This window comes from Klebsiella oxytoca NBRC 105695 (assembly GCF_001598695.1).
GTDB classification, from domain to species: domain Bacteria; phylum Pseudomonadota; class Gammaproteobacteria; order Enterobacterales; family Enterobacteriaceae; genus Klebsiella; species Klebsiella oxytoca.
On the sequence record NZ_BCZK01000005.1, the window covers coordinates 219,963 to 236,430 of the forward strand.

Genomic DNA, 16,468 nt, shown 5'->3' on the forward strand with positions numbered 1-16,468 from the left:
AGGGAAGAGCAGAACCAGAAGCGCTCGAAGGAGAGGTTAATGGAAAGCAAAGTAGTAGTTCCGGCGGAAGGTCAAAAAATCACCCTGCAAAACGGCAAGCTGAACGTCCCTAATAACCCGATTATCCCGTTCATCGAAGGCGATGGTATCGGTGTTGACGTCACTCCGGCGATGCTGAAAGTGGTTGATGCTGCCGTTGAGAAAGCCTATAAGGGCGAGCGTAAAATTTCCTGGATGGAAGTTTACACCGGTGAAAAATCGACCCAGGTTTATGGCCAGGATGTCTGGCTGCCTGCCGAAACTCTTGATCTGATTCGTGAATATCGTGTTGCTATCAAAGGCCCTCTGACTACGCCAGTCGGCGGCGGCATTCGTTCTCTGAACGTTGCCCTGCGTCAGGAACTGGATCTCTACGTTTGCCTGCGTCCGGTTCGATACTACCAGGGGACACCGAGCCCGGTTAAGCATCCTGAACTGACCGATATGGTTATCTTCCGCGAAAACTCCGAAGACATCTACGCCGGTATCGAGTGGAAAGCAGACTCTGCTGAAGCGGATAAAGTCATCAAATTCCTGCGTGATGAAATGGGCGTGAAGAAAATTCGCTTCCCGGAACATTGCGGCATCGGCATCAAGCCGTGCTCTGAAGAAGGCACCAAACGCCTGGTTCGCGCCGCCATCGAATACGCTATCACCAACGATCGCGATTCTCTGACCCTGGTGCACAAAGGCAACATCATGAAATTCACCGAGGGCGCGTTTAAAGACTGGGGCTACCAGCTGGCACGCGAAGAGTTCGGCGGTGAGCTGATTGACGGCGGCCCGTGGATGAAGATCAAAAATCCGAACACCGGGAAAGAGATTGTCGTTAAAGACGTTATCGCCGACGCCTTCCTGCAGCAGATCCTGCTGCGTCCGGCGGAGTACGATGTCATCGCCTGTATGAACCTGAACGGTGACTATATTTCTGACGCCCTGGCGGCGCAGGTTGGCGGTATCGGTATTGCCCCGGGTGCAAACATCGGTGACGAGTGCGCGCTGTTTGAAGCGACCCACGGTACTGCGCCGAAATATGCCGGCCAGGATAAAGTGAACCCAGGTTCCATCATCCTGTCCGCCGAAATGATGCTGCGCCACATGCAGTGGTTCGAAGCCGCAGACTTAATCGTTAAAGGCACTGAAGGCGCAATCGCCGCCAAGACCGTGACCTATGACTTTGAACGTCTGATGGAAGGCGCTAAGCTGCTGAAATGTTCAGAGTTTGGCGACGCGATTATCGCCAACATGTAATCCAGATTTTGGGTTAAACAAAACGGGAGCCGATGGGTTCCCGTTTTTTTTACTCTGCGGACTACGTCCGGGTTGGATCGCGTCGCCTACGCAGGGTTAAAAGGAAGGGTATAGCGGTCTTTCATCCAATTTTAAACAGCGGTAAAGCTTCTCTTCGCCGCTGTAGAGATAGCTAAATGCATCTGTTGACACCGAGTGGAAGAGAATATCCCCGTTGGCAAAGGGGATCAGTTCCATATCGCCTGAGCGTTTGTGCCCTGCGCCGGTCTCAAAATTATTCTGCCATTTTTCCTGGGTATGATCGTAAACATGCAAAATGACCTCCACGAGGCCTCTCTGCGGGCAATTGAGCCTTAAAAAGGTTGAAGAGTAATTAAGCGCAAAAGTCTGCAAGGGGATAAAAAGTAGGTAGAACAGCGTAAACCTTAAAAACATGAAAACGACATAGCCTTGTTCAAATCAGGCGATGAATTTTACTCAATGACGGAGTTATGACTTTGCCCTGGATCAAGCGGCTTACTTTTCAAGAGGATAGAAAATCCGGCGCGCCAAAGTTTGCTACGCTGTCCTGATGATTGCACTGGGCAAAAGGAGCGCACGGCTCCTTTTACATAACGGTGCGAATATCGACTCAATCCGCCTTCAACATCCCAAAGCTCACAATTCTTGACCGGCCCAACTCTTTTGCCCGGTAGAGCGCAGCGTCTGCCGCGCGCAGCAGGCTGTCGCTATGCGTGTGCTGCGGGTAGCTGGCGATGCCGATGGAGACGTTGATCTGACCAATCTCAGCAAGGCCATAGCGCAAAGTCAGACGCTGAACGCTGTGATAGATCTCGGTCGCGCAGGCCATTGCCGCCTCTTCATGGGTTCCGCCCAGCAGCACCAGGAACTCTTCGCCTCCGTAGCGGAAGGCCATCCCGATATCACGCACCGCACGCTGTATAATTGCGGCGACGTTTTTAATGACCAGATCGCCCGCTTCGTGGCCGTAATTATCGTTAATTGCCTTGAAGTGATCGATATCGATCATCAGGCAGCTCAGCGGCGTACCGTTGCGAACCGCCAGATTCATTTGAGTATGCAGAGCATCATCCAGATGGTGACGGTTGCGCAGGCCGGTTAATGAATCGAACAGCGCCTTTTCCAGCAGCGCGTTGCGTAAACGTTGATTCGCCAGCGCCAGACCCAGCGCTTCGGCCATCAGTTCAAGATAGGCGCGGGAAGGCGCGGTTGCGTCGGTGACGTTGCTGAAGGAGAGCAGGCCAATCGCTTCTCCTTGCGCAATCAGCGGCACGCATAGCGACTGATTGGCCTGTGGTTCAGTCAGGTGGTAACAGGCGATATCCGGCTCGCCGTTAACCGGAGGATGACTCAGCCCGCGCCGAACGGCCCAGCAGTTATCGGGATGAAAGACATCCGTTTCCTGCGGCGGAGAAAGCCACTGCGCAACGCAGCGCATCTGCCAGGGATCGGTGTCGAGGATATAGAGTCGGCCGGGGATCTGCGGGGCGATGCTGGGGGCAAAGCGCTCGGCCACCTTGATCACATCCTCGAATGATTCGCAGCCCTGCAGACGCTGGGTCATCCGCGCCAGCAGCTCGCGGACGGCCCAGTCGGCATCGCGCTCTTGTTCCAGCCGCTGCCGCGCCAGCCCGTTCTCGCGAAAGATACGAATCGCCTGGGCCATATCGCCAATTTCATCTATCTGGGTGAACTGCGGCGTCTCGACCGCATAATCCTGCGATGCCAGCCGCTGTACCACATCGCTCAGACGGACGACGGGATAGAGCACCCGCCGCTTAAGGATAAATCCCAGCACAAACAGAAACATCAGGGCGGTGAGGCCAACCATGACTTCAGAGAGCGTACGCCAGATACGTGATTTCTCCGTGGCCTGAGCGATGATTTTATTCACCCGGCCTTCGAGCAGCAGGCGAAAGTGGTCAAGCTGCGTTTGTACCCGCTCAAGCTCCTGTTCGTAGGCCGCGCCGTAAAGCAGGCTTACCGCCGCTTTTTCTTCCCCCCGGGCAACCTGCGCCAGCGCCGCCTGCTGCTCATCCTGGAGTTCATCGGCAATCTGTAAACCCTCCCGCAGCAGCGCCAGTTCTTCAGCGGTTGCGCCATTATCTTTGAGTTTAACAAGCCGGTGTTCAATGGCGGCAATGGTCTGCGCCTGCTGCCGGTATTCGCGTAGCACATCCTGGTTTTTTTGGATGATATAGAGCCGCGCCAGATCGGAAAGCTCCCAGGCGCCGCTTTCGACTTCTTCACTCAGCTGGTCGAACACCTGACGTTGTTCGACGGCGCGGCGTTCAGCATTATCCGCACTTGAGGCCATCAGCATTGCCATGCCTGAGGCGAGGGTCAGGGCGACGGTGATCCCGTAAGCCCAATTAGTCATGGTGGCGATTCTCACCGGATATATCCTTGCGTGCAGATGAATTAATTATATTTTTTGTCGCTGCGCTCCGGCTTCACCAGCAGAGAGCCGGCAAATTAAGAGGGAAGCGTGTGAGTAATAATAGCGTGCAGCGCTTCGGCATGCTGATGTAAAACGCGGTAAACGTCTTTATCCAGCGCGCCGTTTGTCACATCACCCTCAATCAGCCGTAGCGCTTGCTGACGGCTCATTCCGGGGCGATAAGGGCGGTCTTCGGTAAGGGCGGTGAAAATATCCGCGATGGCGATGATGCGATCTGCCAGCTGCAGGTAATCGCCACTCAGATGCAGAGGATAACCGCTGCCATCCAGTTTTTCATGATGATTGGCCGCCCAGTTCACGATATCGCCGAGTTCGCTAAATGCGCTAAGAATTTCGCCGGTCATATAGCTGTGTTCCCGAACCTGCAGCAGCTCTTTGTCATTGAGCTCGCCCTGTTTCTCGAGGATGGCCAGCGGTATGTAGACTTTACCGATATCGTGCAAATAGCCGGCAATTTCAATCTTCCGGCACTCCAGCTCCGGCTCATTCATCCAGGCGGCTAGGGCGCGCGAAATTTGTCCAACCTTCAGGCTATGGCTGGCGGTAAAGCTACTGTAGGTATCGACAATGTTGGCGATTAACAGACAGATATCTTTCAGGCCATCAATACCCATATAGACATCGTTAATTGGGCCGATAATTTCCAGCATTCGCTGAATATGTCCAGGATTAAGATGCAGCCAGAAATGCTCTTTTTGTGCGAGCTGGCACAAGGTTTGACACAGCGACGGGTCGATCGCCTGATAGAGCGTACGAAATTGCGTAATAATAATATCGGGTTGATAAGCCGAACCGCCTTTATTACCGGCCAGCAGGCGCTCAAAAACATCGGCAAAATAGACGATATGCTGTTCGAGGCTGCCCCTGTGGTGTGGACTAAAATGATGATCGCGAATAATCGGCAGGATTGGGGCCAGGGTGGTTAATCCGGCCAGCATTTCTGCTCCCCGATGCTGATGGGGGTCATTGAGATTATCGATAGCGTTCAGGGAGGAGAAGGCCCTTTTGTCACCCAGAACGCCAATATCGTGCAGCAGCGCGGCGCAAAAGACCGTTTGCTGCTGCGGGCGCGAAAGCCCTGATGCCTGCGCCAGCTCCAGTGCGATCAGCGCCGTTCGCTGCATATGCAGCTGCAGTTCAGGATTAATGATTTGTATAACGCGGGTTGTTAGCATCAATGCTGATTTTAAGGCGATACGCATCGTTTTTCTCTCTCGGGTTACCCGCGTCGTTATGGCTTATTTGGTTACTCGCGATGCCATCAAGACAGAACAGATTGCATGAGTTGTTTCTGATTTTGCATTTTATGATGCCCTTTTTTAGCGCATCTGTGCACCAACGTCGCGCTCCTGGCGAAATAAAAATCCTTTTTTGTCCGATAGTTAACCACTTTTGCCCGGCAAAATACATTAAATCCTGGCAAGCCCTTTGCATTATCACCGGGCGAATTTGATTAAAATCTATTTGGGGATAGGTAATTATGAATTTTAGAGCATTACTGACCATTGCGTTACTGTCGATAAGTGCTTTCGCGTTCAGCGACACGCGTCTGCCGCATATTGTGATCCTGGCAACCGGAGGAACCATTGCCGGTTCGGCGGCCAGCAACACCCAGACAACCGGGTATAAAGCCGGCGCGATTGGCGTACAGACGCTGATTAACGCCGTACCTGAAATGAGTAAAGTCGCCCGCGTTGACGGCGAGCAGGTTGCCAATATCGGTAGCGAAAATATGACCAGCGATATTATTCTCAAGCTGGCCAAACGCGTCAATGAACTGCTGGCCCGCGAGGATGTCGACGGTGTAGTCATTACCCACGGTACCGATACCCTCGACGAGACGCCTTATTTCCTCAACCTGACGGTAAAAAGCAATAAGCCGGTGGTCTTCACGGCGGCAATGCGCCCGGCAACGGCCATCAGCGCCGACGGCCCGATGAATCTGCTGGAAGCGGTGACCGTGGCGGCTGACCCGGAAGCGAAAGGCCGCGGGGTGATGGTGGTCCTTAACGATCGCATCGGGGCAGCGCGTTTCGTCACTAAAACCAACGCCACGACGCTGGATACCTTCCGGGCGCCGGAAGAGGGCTACCTCGGCGTGATCGTCAGCGGTAAGCCGCAGTTCGAAACCCGGGTGGAAAAAATTCACACCGTGCGTTCGGTTTTCGACGTCCGTAACCTGAACGCGCTGCCGAAAGTGGTCATTATTTATGGCTACCAGGATGACCCTGAATATATGTATGACGCGGCGATCGCTCACCATGCTGACGGGATTATTTACGCAGGTACCGGCGCGGGGTCGGTCTCCGTACGCAGTGCGGCAGGAATTGAAAAAGCGGAAAAAGCCGGCATCGTGGTGGTTCGCGCCTCGCGTACCGGCAGCGGCGTTGTGCCGGTAGATGGCGGCCAGCCGGGACTGGTGGCCGATTCTCTCAATCCGGCAAAAGCGCGCATTTTGCTGATGACCGCGCTGACGCAAACGAAAAATCCGCAGGTGATTCAGCAATATTTCCACACTTACTGATTAACGTCGGGTAGGGCGCAGTACGCCTTACCCGGGTTATTTCACCACGCACATTGGGCGCTGGGACACCGGCTCCGGGTGAATCTCCGCTTCCAGGTGAAAAATCTCCCGCAGCATCTCCGGCGTCAGTACCGTTTCCGCCAGGCCCTGAGCCTGCACCTGTCCCCCTTCAAGCACCACCAGATGGTCGCAGTAGCGGCTGGCCTGATTCAGATCGTGCAGTACGGTGAACACGGTTTTGCCCATCGTCTGTAGCTCGCGCATCAGCTTCATCAGCTCCACCTGATAATTAATATCCAGCCAGGTTGTTGGTTCATCAAGTAGCACCAGCGGGTTATCCTGTGCCAGCAGCGGCCATCCCCAGATAAAAAAAGCGTGCCGGAACGGTTTCATGGCGTGATATCTACCGCCCGGTGATGGACGATTTTAACCATGTCGCTGGCAATACGCTCGGCGGCGTAGATTCCGGCATGGCGACCGCTATCGGCGACGATCGGATCGGGATGCAGCGCGCGGATGGCCTCGAGCGAGGGCTGGGCACGGGTGCCCACCGACTGCCAGGGCTTCAGACGTGCGCGTACGTCCGCCAGAATACGCGACGGATCGTTGTCATCGGCCATGCCTGTTGGGCTAACGTCGACCGCCGCCAGCGCGTCAACAAAGGAGAGTTCAAGCACCACGATGCGCTGCGGCGTTTTATCAAGCGTAAAGCGACCGCGCTCATCCTGTACGGTGGCGGCAAACAGCGGGCTAAAATGCACTGACGAACAAGGCTAAACATGATTTTCCTCCAGCTTGCCGGACAGGGCGCGAATAGCGCTGTCCGGCAACGCTCGATCAATCAGAACTTCATTGATCCTTGCAGGTACAGCGTGCGCGGCTGACCGACGTAAAGCCCTTTGTTGTTATCGTCGTATGAGCGGGTGTAATACGCATGGTCGAAGATGTTTTTCACCCCCAGCGCGAGGTTGAGATTGGCCATTTGTGGGCCAAAGTCATAGGCCACGCGGGCGCCCCACAGCATATAGCCGGGAATACGACCGGTGCTGCCATCGGCGCTTTCGGCAACGGTATTGGCGTTATCGGCAAACTGGCTGGACTGGAAGTCGCCGTTAAGGTTAAACGTCCAGCTGCCGGGGCTGTAATCGACGCCAAGGGTGCCTTTGTGCTTCGGCGAGAAGGGAACCTGGTTTCCGTAGGTGTCGCCTTTCTCGCGGATTTCAGCATTAACGTACGCATAGCTGGCGTAGACCGAGAGATTATCAAGCGCGGGTGAGAGTTCGCCGAGGGCGTAACGGGTTTGCGCTTCCAGGCCGCTATGACGCGTTTTACCGCGGGCGGTAACCGTGTCATTGGTCTGGTTGGAATCGTACTGATTGTTGAAGTTAATCAGGAACAGCCCCATTTCGGCGGTCAGCGCGCCGTCGTCGTAGCGGGTGCCGACTTCCCAGGTACGCGCTTTTTCTGGTTCCACATTGCCGCTTTGTACAGCCTTGCCAATCTGGCTGTACTGTACGGTGCCGAATGAGCCTTCTGTGTTGGCATAAAGATTCCAGCTGTCGGTGAGGTGATAAAGAACATTCAGCGCCGGGAGCGGAGCGTTATAGCTGACCCGTTCGCGGGTGCCCAGCAGATTATTGTCCTGATAAGACTCCATGTGCTCAAAGCGCATTCCTGGCGTAATCGTCCAGTTGCCAATATCCACGCGATCGTCGATATACCAGGCGTGGGCTTCGGTACCGGAACGGGTATCGCGATCGTAGGGGCTGGCGGTGCTGGGCAGCTCGCCGCTGGTGGTTGCGGTGTAGTAACGCATCTCGTGGGTCGATTCGTTGACGTAGCGATAGCCGACGCCGACCTCGTGGGCGGATGGGCCGATCATAAAGCTTTGGCTGTAGCGCGGTTCGATGCCGCGGACCCAATATTCGCGCGGGGAGAGGGTAATGCGCTTACCCTGTTCCAGGTAGCCGCTGCGCAGGGTATGGGTATAGAACCCCTGAATATTAAATTTATGCTGCGCATCCGGCTGGTACTGGTAGCCGAGGCTGGCGAGCTGGCGGCGCCCCCAAAAACGGTCATAAGGACGCGTGGACTGCCAGCGGTCGGCGTTGTAGTCGGCGCGGGAGAGGCCGCCGGGCATATCGGCTTCTCCGTCATAGTATTGCAGCAGGCTGTTAAAGGTATGGACTTCGTTAGGCGCGTATTTGCTTTTCAGCATCACATCATCAATCCGCGTGGCGCTGTGTTCGCGCCAGTCGCTGCCCCGGGTGCCTGAGTAAAGCAGGGCGGAGCCGAAACCGTTGTCCGCCGTGCCGCCGATCGCGAGGTTATGCGTCTCTTTCGGGTTGTTTTGTGAAGAGGTGGGGCTGAGCTGCCCTTCCATGCCGCCCTGAATGCCAAAATCCTCGGGGATTGCGCGGGTGACGAAGTTCACCACGCCGCCGACGCTCTGCGGCCCGTAGCGCACCGCGCCGCCGCCGCGCACGACATCGATGGCGTCCATATTGCCGACCGAGACCGGCGCCAGCGAAAGCTGCGGCTGGCCGTAGGGGGCAAAGGGAACCGGGATACCGTCCATCAGCACCGTGGAACGGCTGGCAAGCCGCGGGTTGAGGCCACGAATACCGAAGTTCATTGCCAGATCGTGACTGCCGGTACCGGTATTTTCCGGCGCGTTGACGCCGGGGATCCGGTTCAGCACTTCGCGTATCGTGGCGGCTCCGGTTTTGGCGAAATCCTCCCGACGGATAACGTCGCGGGCGCCGGCGTGTTCAAAGACATCATTCTCGCGCGCGTCGCCAAGCCAGTCCCCGACGACGGTGAGGGTGGAGTCTGAACTGTCAGGAGCGGGCTCCAGGGTCCAGGCATTCTTGCCCAGCGGCTTTAGCCGTAATCCGCTGCCGTTCAGCAGCCTGCGTAACCCCTCTTCGGTTTCGAAGCTGCCGTGCAGGCCCGGGCTATGCTTGCCGCGCGTCAGGCTGGCGTCGGCGGAAAGCGTGATACCGCTGCGGGCGGCATATTGGTTCAGGGCGTTGTCTAATCCCCCGGCGGCGATGTCATACTGCACGGCGGCGTATATCGGCGCGGCAGCCAGCCCTGCTAGCGGCAGCAGCGTTAAACGGATTGCTATTACCAGAGGCATCGGTGTGCGTAAAACGCGTAAAGGCGTCATCTCTTCTCCACGAACGTTTATGGTTATATTCATCTAATAAGTCGAACGAGCCGGGAAAAGGGACAATAGATAATGAGAATTTTTTCGATTTTTCTTCTCAGGCTGGAACGAGCGTCACCCAGTAGCGAGTGACAAACCGTAATGAAATCGGCAGCGTTTGCGCAATAACCTTCAGAATGGCGTCAGGATCCTCCAGCGGAAAGGTGCCGCTCAGGCGTAATTCGGCCACCGCGGGATCGCAGCGCAACACCCCGGAGCGATAGCGGGCGAGGGTTTCGACCACCTCGCTTAGCGGGGCGTCGCGGAAGGTCAGCACGCCTCTGATCCAGCTATCCTCGCCGTCGTTGAACTTAACCAGGGCGAAGAAGCGATTGCGGGTAAACCACAGGCTTTCCCCGGCGTTGACGATTTGGACGCTGCCGGATGGTAAAACCACCTCCACGGCATGCTGCTGTACCGCCAGCCGGGTGCCGCCGGCAAACTGACGGACGGTGAATTCGGTACCGAGCGCGGTGAGCGTGCCTTCCCGCGTTTGCACGCGGAAAGGACGCTGCAGGCTGTCGTGAGCGGTCCTGATGGCGATTTCGCCGTAGCGTAAATGAACCATGCGCTGTCGTCTGTCAAAACGGACGTCGGCGGCACTTTCGCTATTCAGCGTTAGGAGCGAACCGTCGGCAAGCTGCTGCTGGCGAGGTATTTCTTTCGCCGTACGATAGTCGGCGCCCAGGCCCTCCGCCAGTTCGGAATCCCAGAGCCGCCAGCTGCCTCCGATGACCAGCAAAAGCATCAGACCCTTCAGTACGTGGCGACGCGCCAGTCGGCTATCGTTAAGGGCACGGCTGGCCAGGCCGCCCGGCAGTTGCCCCATCTGCTGTCGCAGGTTTTCTACCTGCTGCCAGGCCCACTGATTTTCTTTGTTTTGCTCATACCACTGCTGCCAGCGGGCCTCCTGCTGCGGACTCACGCATCCATCGCTGAGCACCGCGTACCAGTGCGAGGCGGAGCGCAGCGCCTGACGACGAGATTCGCTCAGCGTCGGTTTCACAGGCCATTCTCCAGTCGAAACAGTAGACAGTGCTCGGTGGCTTTCGCGATATATTTCTTAACCGAGCTTACGGAAACCGCCAGGCGGCTGGCGATTTCGGCATAGGTCAGCCCTTCAAGCTGCGAGAGCAAAAACGCTTCCCGGACTTTTGCGTTAAGCCCGTCCAACATGGCATCAATCTGCTGTAACAGTTCGAGCTGGCTCTGCCGTAGCTCCGGTGAGGGAGAGAGCTCTGGGGGAAGCTGCGAAAGCATGTCTAACCATGCACGCTCCAGGGCGTTACGGCGGAACAGGTCGATCATCACCCGTTTAGCAATCGTGCAGAGAAAGGATTTTGGATCGCGAATCGTCAGCAGCGACTCGTTGGCCATAATTCGGACAAAGGTATCCTGCGCTACGTCGTCGGCGTCATAAGCGGATTGCAGCTTACAGGTAAGCCATTTTTTCAGCCAACCATGATGATCGCTATAGAGCGAGGCAAGCGTTAGCGGAGAGGCGATGGCGGAAGAAGAGGGCATAGCCAGGTTCAGGAGAGTTGATCAATACGGCACATGCTAATATGAGAATGGTTATCATTTCAATAAGTCGCGCCAGCAATACAGGCCATACAGAACTTTAGTAACGATAAGTAATTGTTAAACATTGAATATATTTTATTCCTCATTGCACCTTTTCTTTAACCTCGTCCTTAATGCAAATAAAATTCATTATCATTATTCCCTCTCTCACTTTAATGTTGTATTTATAATGCATCTTATGAGGTAAGGAGAGTCAGATGAACGCTAGCGAAAAAGCCGGACATACTTTTTTGGCAAGTTTGGGGAAAACCCGCTTACGTCCCGGCGGCATTGAGGCCACTGAGTGGCTATTTAAGCAGGCAGGGTTTAGCGCCGACAATAAAGTCCTGGAGGTGGCCTGTAATATGGGGACAACCTCTATTGAGCTGGCGCAGCGTTTTCACTGTACCGTTTACGCCATCGATATGGATAAAGGCGCGCTGGCGAAAGCCCGGCAAAATATCGTTCGCGAAGGTGTGGATCATCGGGTGATAGTGATGGAGGCGAATGCGGGTCGGCTGCCATTTGCCGACGAGACGTTTGATGTGGTGATAAATGAAGCGATGCTCACCATGTATGCGGATAAAGCCAAAGAAAAACTGGTGGCAGAATATTTTCGCGTTCTCAAGCCCGGTGGCCGTTTGCTGACGCACGATATCATGTATACGCATGATACGCTGGGAGAGGACGCCCGGCGACAGCTGCAGGGGGTCGTGAAATCCAACGTCAGCCCGCTGAGCGCTGCCGCCTGGCGGACCCTTTTCCAACGGAGCGGCTTTGATGCCGTAAGCATTCATCATGGACCGATGTCGCTGATGTCGCCGCGAGGGTTAATGAAAGATGAAGGTTTTATACAGGCGCTAAAAATTGTCTGCAATGGCTTGCTAAAGCGCGAGAATCGTCCGAGATTTTTATCAATGCTGCGCTTTTTTCAACGTCATAAAAAGCATTTAAACTTTATTGCCTGCTGCTCGGTTAAAGCAATTCAGGTAAAAAGTCCGAAATAAGGGTGACGAAATGGGTAATTGTCGATAATTATTAATTATTGTCAGGAAAGTAAAATAAGGTGATTCTTATTTCAACTTTGGCTTCGGGAAGCTTTCTTATATTCTTCTGTTAAATCAAAAAGCGTTAAGAGAGATGAATGGGTAGCGCAAGCGCTGACGTGGTTAAAGGGATAACGGAAAACCAAAATTATCCCGGTACCATTGCTGCGCAGCCCTGTCCTGACGCGGCCTCCGCCGTTGCCTGCAGGGAGCGCAGCGTTCTCCTGCTTTGAGAACAGCTTGCCTTATGATGAATGATTAGCGTGTTAATCATTCTTGTGGTGGATATTTGTAATGATTTATTCATTTTTTGTTTTACATTTTGTTACAGGTGTGCGGGTAATGTGTTTTTTTCTGTTGGCGTAGTTTTTTACTTGCCGCAGTGAATTTAACAGGATTATTATTGTCTGAACTGCTACACGTACCGCCTAATGACAGATGAAGGGACTCGTTTTTTCCTTAAGCGTTACCTCATGTTCTAATGTTTACAGGAAAAAACATGTCTTACGCTTTTAATAAAAGTCTTCTTCACCCTCGTAATTGGGGTACCTGGTTTGGCCTGGGCGTACTCTGGCTGATTGTCCAGCTTCCTTATCCCGTTTTGCATCTTATCGGCACCAGCGCGGGACGCGCCTCCCGGCGCTTCCTTAAACGTCGTGAGCATATCGCCAGACGTAATCTCGAACTCTGCTTCCCCACAATGTCGCCAGCGGCGCGCGAAAAGCTGATCGAGCAAAATTTCATGTCTCTGGGAATGGGGCTGATTGAAACCGGTATGGCATGGTTCTGGAGCGATGAGCGAGTGAAAAAATGGTTTGACGTCGAGGGGATGGTCAACCTCAACAATGCGCTGAGCGAAGGGAAAGGCGTGATGGTTGTCGGCGTCCACTTTATGTCTCTTGAACTGGGTGGCCGCACGATGGGGCTGTGTCGCCCCATGATGGCAACCTACCGTCCGCATAACAGTCCGTTGATGGAGTGGGTGCAGACGCGCGGTCGCCTGCGCTCGAACAAGGCGATGATCGACCGCCGAAATTTATCCGGACTCGTGCATGCATTAAAGTCGGGCGAAGCGGTGTGGTTCGCGCCGGATCAGGACTACGGCCCGAAGGGGAGCGTATTTGCCCCGTTCTTCTCGGTCCAGCAAGCGGCGACGACCAACGGCACCTACGTGCTTTCTCGTTTGTCAGGCGCAAAAATGCTGACGATCAGCATGGTGCGTAAAGCGGACCGCAAAGGTTATAGCCTGCATATCAGCGATGTGATGCGCGACTATCCTGGAGAAGATAAACAGGATGCGGCGAGCTATATCAACAAGATTATCGAGAAAGAGATCCTGCGCGCCCCTGAGCAATATCTGTGGGTTCATCGCCGTTTTAAAACCCGTCCGCTGGGCGAAACTTCGCTCTATTAAGCCCTCCGCACTCGCGGCGCTTTCAAAATGGTCCCGGTTGCGTTAACGTGCGCGGGATCATATTTTTGTTGTAAGCGAAGGAGTGCGTTGTGTTCGCTGAGTTTGGTGTACTGAATTACCTGACCTATCTGGTTGGGGCTATCTTTATCATTCTGGTGCCCGGTCCCAATACCTTTTTTGTCCTCAAGACGGGCGTCGCTCACGGCGTGAAAAAAGGCTATCTGGCGGCAGCGGGCGTGTTTATCGGTGATGCCATTCTGATGTTTCTGGCGTTTGCCGGGGTCGCGACCCTCATCAAGACCACGCCGGTATTATTCAATATCGTCCGCTACCTGGGGGCGATTTATCTACTGTGGATGGGCGGGAAGATGCTCTACGCGGTGTTGACGCAGCGCGATGGGCATTCGTCTTCTGATTCCGAGCCGGGGAGCGCGATTCTTAAGCGTTCGCTGACCCTCAGCCTGACGAATCCGAAAGCGATTCTTTTTTATGTCTCATTCTTCGTGCAGTTTATTGACGTCAATGCCAAAACTCCCGGGCTGGCGTTCTTTATTCTGGCGCTGACCCTGGAGATAATTAGCTTTATTTACATGAGCTTCCTTATCGTCTCCGGCTCTTTCGTCACGCGCTACGTAAAAACGAAAAAGAAACTGGCGAAAATCGGTAATAGCCTGATTGGCCTCGTGTTTGTCGGTTTTGCCGCTCGGCTGGCAACGCTACAGTCGTAATCGTTGGGGCCGGTATATGCCACCGGCCCGCCGCTGGCTCTCTGTGCTTTGTAACAAATTCCCTTCAATTTTGATTGCATTGGTGTTACATATACAGCCGATTATCGCTCAGAAAAAAGGGAACCCGGATGATTCTGCAGAAACTCACCAGCAATAAAAACAGCAAGAAGTTCTTTATGTCGATAGCGGCGATATTTGCCATCGCGCTTTTCGTGGTAGGGCGTGCAACCTTTGGCGGCGTGGTGAGCGAGTACAATATGCCGTACTCAGAGTGGACGACTTCAATGTTTTTCCTGCAAGGGGCGATGGTGACGGTTTATAGCATCGTGTTTACTCTGCTGTTCTCCATTCCGCTGGGATTCCTTTTTTTGGGCTCCGACCGCCGGGACTAATCGTATGCGACAAGGCGAACCGAAGTTCGCCTTGTGATGTTTTGCGCTTTATCGCCAGCCTCTGTCGTCGTGATGATGATGACGGTGCCCGTGGTGATAGCCTCTGTCGACGATACATCCCGATAATAGCGTGCAAAGCGCGAGCACTAACGGCAACACGATCGATTTTTTCATTTCTCACTTCTCCAGTTAAATCTGTCCGCGAACGGCGACAAGCGCAAACGGCTGATGAAGTGAGTCTATTCTTTTAAGTTATTGAGTAGATAAGAAAATCCCGCAATGTTTGCCAGTCTGAAGGGCGAATATTCCTGGTTTTACCACCAGCCCAGCTGCGTACCCGCCACGGCCACAATTGCGACAATAAGCATAATAATGGTGCTTTTCTTCATTACGCCCCGCCCGGTGCCGCATAGCCGCCGACAAAAAACCAGCCCAGAAAAACAACGGCGACGATAAAAATAGCCACCGGAAATAGAATACCCAGTCTCATTATTGAGCCCCTGTAGGTGCGAATCGTGCTTAATATGATACGGGATTTCACCGTATATTAGTCAATATGAAAAAATGTTCCCTGGCGACGTGACTTTTTATCCTGATACATCGCGTCGTCGGCGCTTCGTAGCGCTTGCTCAACGTCCATTGCCTGTGGGTCGGCTTCAATCACGCCAAAGCTGGCGCCGGGATAGTTAATTCGGTACGCGCCAAGGAAATAGATCCCCGTTAGCTCTTTACGTAAAGCGGCAATATACTCCTGTTGTTCCTCCGCTTCGGAACATAGGCCAACCAGCAAAAATTCATCGCCGCCCAGGCGGCCAACAATATCGCCGCAGCGGACGCGGGCCAACAGACGTTCTCCAACCTGAATGAGAAAGCTGTCACCGCAGGGGTGACCGAATCGGTCGTTGATTGCCTTGAAATCATCGAGATCGATAAAAATGAGCAGTACGCTGCGCTGGCGTTCTCTGGCCTGCGCAAACTGTGCGGCAAGATGCTTGAACAACGAGCGGCGATTCGGCAAACCGGTGAGTTCATCGGTGTACGAGTGCATCTCCAGCGCGACGTTTGCAGCCCGAAGCTGCTGCACCAGGGTCTCTTTCTCAACATAGTGCGAAATGAGGTTGGCAAACAGATTCATCACCTGCTCACCCTCAATGTTATAGGGTTGTCTTTCCCGGCTGGTGGCGCAGAGCGTGCCGAATAATGAGCCATCGGTCAGGCGCACGGGGATGCTGAAAAAGGTTGCGATACCCAAATCCTGGGCGGCGATACACGAACGCCAGCGCTCGGCGACATCGTTGCTGAATATGCAGCGGTCGTCCAGCGCACGTTTACACAGGGAGTCATTCCAGGGAACGGAGAAACCTTCAGGGATCTGCATTTCGCTGCTATTGTGCGCGTACATAATCTGCTGGCGCTGCGCCTCGAAGTCGATACGAGTCAGGTAGGTAGATTCCATTCGGGTAACAAGCTCCAGCATCTCAAGCAGCTGTCGCACCAATGTTTCCAGGGTGTGTTCATTGGCGAGCGTTTGCGAAACGCGAGCGAGGAGAAAATCGGACATGAGGAATACGGCTCCCGAACGCTAATCGTAACTACCGGCAAGCTATGCGAAACGACAATTAGCGCAGAATTAACAGAGATACACAAAATTTAACACATCTGTCGGGAGAATACCTGCATCGAGGGTGGGAAAAAAGCCCCGTCGGGGGCGACGGGGAAAAACTCATTGATTATGGAATGATCTGTTCTCTGGTCAGTTCGAGAACAGGGCTACTCTACGATGCAAAAGTGCAGCTAAAATGGAGAAAAGGTGGAGAT

General features: G+C 54.1%; 16 protein-coding genes and 2 pseudogenes. 6 read left to right on the top strand and 12 right to left on the bottom strand.

The window, feature by feature from the left end; translation table 11 throughout:
* Positions 1 to 39 precede the first annotated feature (39 nt).
* Positions 40 to 1,290, top strand: coding sequence for an NADP-dependent isocitrate dehydrogenase (gene icd, locus KO1_RS10940; protein WP_004101197.1), 1,251 nt, complete (start codon positions 40 to 42; stop codon positions 1,288 to 1,290).
* 96 nt (positions 1,291 to 1,386) lie between these two features.
* Here the strand turns inward: icd and KO1_RS10945 are convergent, their stop codons facing one another.
* The 3 genes from KO1_RS10945 to KO1_RS10955 form a co-directional block, all read right to left on the bottom strand.
* On the bottom strand, positions 1,387 to 1,725 hold the full coding sequence (locus tag KO1_RS10945; protein WP_004101200.1) for a hypothetical protein: 339 nt from the start codon (positions 1,723 to 1,725) through the stop codon (positions 1,387 to 1,389).
* A gap of 196 nt (positions 1,726 to 1,921) precedes the next feature.
* Positions 1,922 to 3,706: a sensor domain-containing diguanylate cyclase gene (locus KO1_RS10950; RefSeq protein ID WP_024274036.1), complete on the bottom strand. Its 1,785-nt coding sequence runs from the start codon at positions 3,704 to 3,706 to the stop codon at positions 1,922 to 1,924.
* Between the two features lie 80 nt (positions 3,707 to 3,786).
* Positions 3,787 to 4,974: an HD-GYP domain-containing protein gene (locus KO1_RS10955; protein ID WP_024274037.1), complete on the bottom strand. Its 1,188-nt coding sequence runs from the start codon at positions 4,972 to 4,974 to the stop codon at positions 3,787 to 3,789.
* A 278-nt stretch (positions 4,975 to 5,252) separates the two neighbouring features.
* Between KO1_RS10955 and fraE the strand changes: the two genes are divergently transcribed.
* The gene (gene fraE / locus KO1_RS10960; RefSeq protein ID WP_023320727.1) at positions 5,253 to 6,296 is read left to right on the top strand and encodes a fructose-asparagine asparaginase; all 1,044 of its coding nucleotides are present in this window, start codon (positions 5,253 to 5,255) and stop codon (positions 6,294 to 6,296) included.
* 36 nt (positions 6,297 to 6,332) lie between these two features.
* On the opposite strand, the pseudogene KO1_RS10965 reads toward fraE, so the two are convergent.
* The 5 genes and pseudogenes from KO1_RS10965 to fecI form a co-directional block, all read right to left on the bottom strand.
* Positions 6,333 to 6,647: pseudogene (locus tag KO1_RS10965) on the bottom strand (ATP-binding cassette domain-containing protein); the annotation flags it as partial.
* 101 nt (positions 6,648 to 6,748) lie between these two features.
* Positions 6,749 to 7,057: pseudogene (gene fecB / locus KO1_RS10970) on the bottom strand (Fe(3+)-dicitrate ABC transporter substrate-binding protein FecB); the annotation flags it as partial.
* A gap of 80 nt (positions 7,058 to 7,137) precedes the next feature.
* The gene (fecA, locus tag KO1_RS10975) at positions 7,138 to 9,468 is read right to left on the bottom strand and encodes a TonB-dependent Fe(3+) dicitrate receptor FecA (protein WP_023320729.1); all 2,331 of its coding nucleotides are present in this window, start codon (positions 9,466 to 9,468) and stop codon (positions 7,138 to 7,140) included.
* 97 nt (positions 9,469 to 9,565) lie between these two features.
* Positions 9,566 to 10,513: a ferric citrate uptake sigma factor regulator FecR gene (fecR, locus tag KO1_RS10980; RefSeq protein WP_004101218.1), complete on the bottom strand. Its 948-nt coding sequence runs from the start codon at positions 10,511 to 10,513 to the stop codon at positions 9,566 to 9,568.
* The gene (fecI, locus tag KO1_RS10985) at positions 10,510 to 11,031 is read right to left on the bottom strand and encodes a ferric citrate uptake sigma factor FecI (protein WP_004101219.1); all 522 of its coding nucleotides are present in this window, start codon (positions 11,029 to 11,031) and stop codon (positions 10,510 to 10,512) included. Before fecI ends, fecR begins: the two co-directional genes overlap by 4 nt.
* A 257-nt stretch (positions 11,032 to 11,288) precedes the next feature.
* Here fecI and KO1_RS10990 point away from each other — a divergent pair, with 257 nt between their 5' ends.
* From KO1_RS10990 to KO1_RS11005, 4 genes are all read left to right on the top strand, one after another.
* Entirely contained in the window at positions 11,289 to 12,077 is a 789-nt protein-coding gene (locus KO1_RS10990; RefSeq protein ID WP_023320730.1) for a class I SAM-dependent methyltransferase, read from the top strand.
* 538 nt (positions 12,078 to 12,615) lie between these two features.
* The gene (lpxP, locus tag KO1_RS10995) at positions 12,616 to 13,530 is read left to right on the top strand and encodes a kdo(2)-lipid IV(A) palmitoleoyltransferase (protein WP_004101221.1); all 915 of its coding nucleotides are present in this window, start codon (positions 12,616 to 12,618) and stop codon (positions 13,528 to 13,530) included.
* Positions 13,531 to 13,619: 89 nt separating this feature from the next.
* Entirely contained in the window at positions 13,620 to 14,258 is a 639-nt protein-coding gene (gene leuE, locus KO1_RS11000) for a leucine efflux protein LeuE (protein ID WP_023320731.1), read from the top strand.
* Between the two features lie 128 nt (positions 14,259 to 14,386).
* Positions 14,387 to 14,650, top strand: coding sequence for a DUF2534 family protein (locus KO1_RS11005; RefSeq protein ID WP_004112248.1), 264 nt, complete (start codon positions 14,387 to 14,389; stop codon positions 14,648 to 14,650).
* 48 nt (positions 14,651 to 14,698) lie between these two features.
* Here the strand turns inward: KO1_RS11005 and KO1_RS28145 are convergent, their stop codons facing one another.
* The 4 genes from KO1_RS28145 to KO1_RS11010 form a co-directional block, all read right to left on the bottom strand.
* The gene (locus KO1_RS28145) at positions 14,699 to 14,824 is read right to left on the bottom strand and encodes a hypothetical protein (protein ID WP_085955747.1); all 126 of its coding nucleotides are present in this window, start codon (positions 14,822 to 14,824) and stop codon (positions 14,699 to 14,701) included.
* 140 nt (positions 14,825 to 14,964) lie between these two features.
* Positions 14,965 to 15,039 carry a protein YoaJ gene (yoaJ, locus tag KO1_RS28910; RefSeq protein ID WP_100248259.1) on the bottom strand — a complete coding sequence of 25 codons (75 nt, stop codon included), beginning with the start codon at positions 15,037 to 15,039 and terminating at the stop codon, positions 14,965 to 14,967.
* On the bottom strand, positions 15,039 to 15,140 hold the full coding sequence (locus tag KO1_RS28155; RefSeq protein ID WP_004101234.1) for a YoaK family small membrane protein: 102 nt from the start codon (positions 15,138 to 15,140) through the stop codon (positions 15,039 to 15,041). The genes yoaJ and KO1_RS28155 overlap by 1 nt, the downstream gene beginning before the upstream one ends.
* 57 nt (positions 15,141 to 15,197) lie before the next feature.
* Positions 15,198 to 16,211: a sensor domain-containing diguanylate cyclase gene (locus tag KO1_RS11010; protein ID WP_023320733.1), complete on the bottom strand. Its 1,014-nt coding sequence runs from the start codon at positions 16,209 to 16,211 to the stop codon at positions 15,198 to 15,200.
* Between the last annotated feature and the right edge of the window lie 257 nt (positions 16,212 to 16,468).

Excerpts from the sequence above, each read along its gene's own strand:
- lpxP (WP_004101221.1), top strand. The coding sequence starts at position 12,616 with ATGTCTTACGCTTTTAATAAAAGTCTTCTTCACCCTCGTAATTGGGGT.
- KO1_RS11005 (WP_004112248.1), top strand. The coding sequence starts at position 14,387 with ATGATTCTGCAGAAACTCACCAGCAATAAAAACAGCAAGAAGTTCTTT.
- fecA (WP_023320729.1), bottom strand. The coding sequence starts at position 9,468 with ATGACGCCTTTACGCGTTTTACGCACACCGATGCCTCTGGTAATAGCA.
- KO1_RS28145 (WP_085955747.1), bottom strand. The coding sequence starts at position 14,824 with ATGAAAAAATCGATCGTGTTGCCGTTAGTGCTCGCGCTTTGCACGCTA.
- fraE (WP_023320727.1), top strand. The coding sequence starts at position 5,253 with ATGAATTTTAGAGCATTACTGACCATTGCGTTACTGTCGATAAGTGCT.
- KO1_RS10945 (WP_004101200.1), bottom strand. The coding sequence starts at position 1,725 with ATGTTTTTAAGGTTTACGCTGTTCTACCTACTTTTTATCCCCTTGCAG.
- KO1_RS10955 (WP_024274037.1), bottom strand. The coding sequence starts at position 4,974 with ATGCGTATCGCCTTAAAATCAGCATTGATGCTAACAACCCGCGTTATA.
- KO1_RS28155 (WP_004101234.1), bottom strand. The coding sequence starts at position 15,140 with ATGAGACTGGGTATTCTATTTCCGGTGGCTATTTTTATCGTCGCCGTT.
- icd (WP_004101197.1), top strand. The coding sequence starts at position 40 with ATGGAAAGCAAAGTAGTAGTTCCGGCGGAAGGTCAAAAAATCACCCTG.
- KO1_RS11010 (WP_023320733.1), bottom strand. The coding sequence starts at position 16,211 with ATGTCCGATTTTCTCCTCGCTCGCGTTTCGCAAACGCTCGCCAATGAA.
- fecI (WP_004101219.1), bottom strand. The coding sequence starts at position 11,031 with ATGCCCTCTTCTTCCGCCATCGCCTCTCCGCTAACGCTTGCCTCGCTC.
- KO1_RS10990 (WP_023320730.1), top strand. The coding sequence starts at position 11,289 with ATGAACGCTAGCGAAAAAGCCGGACATACTTTTTTGGCAAGTTTGGGG.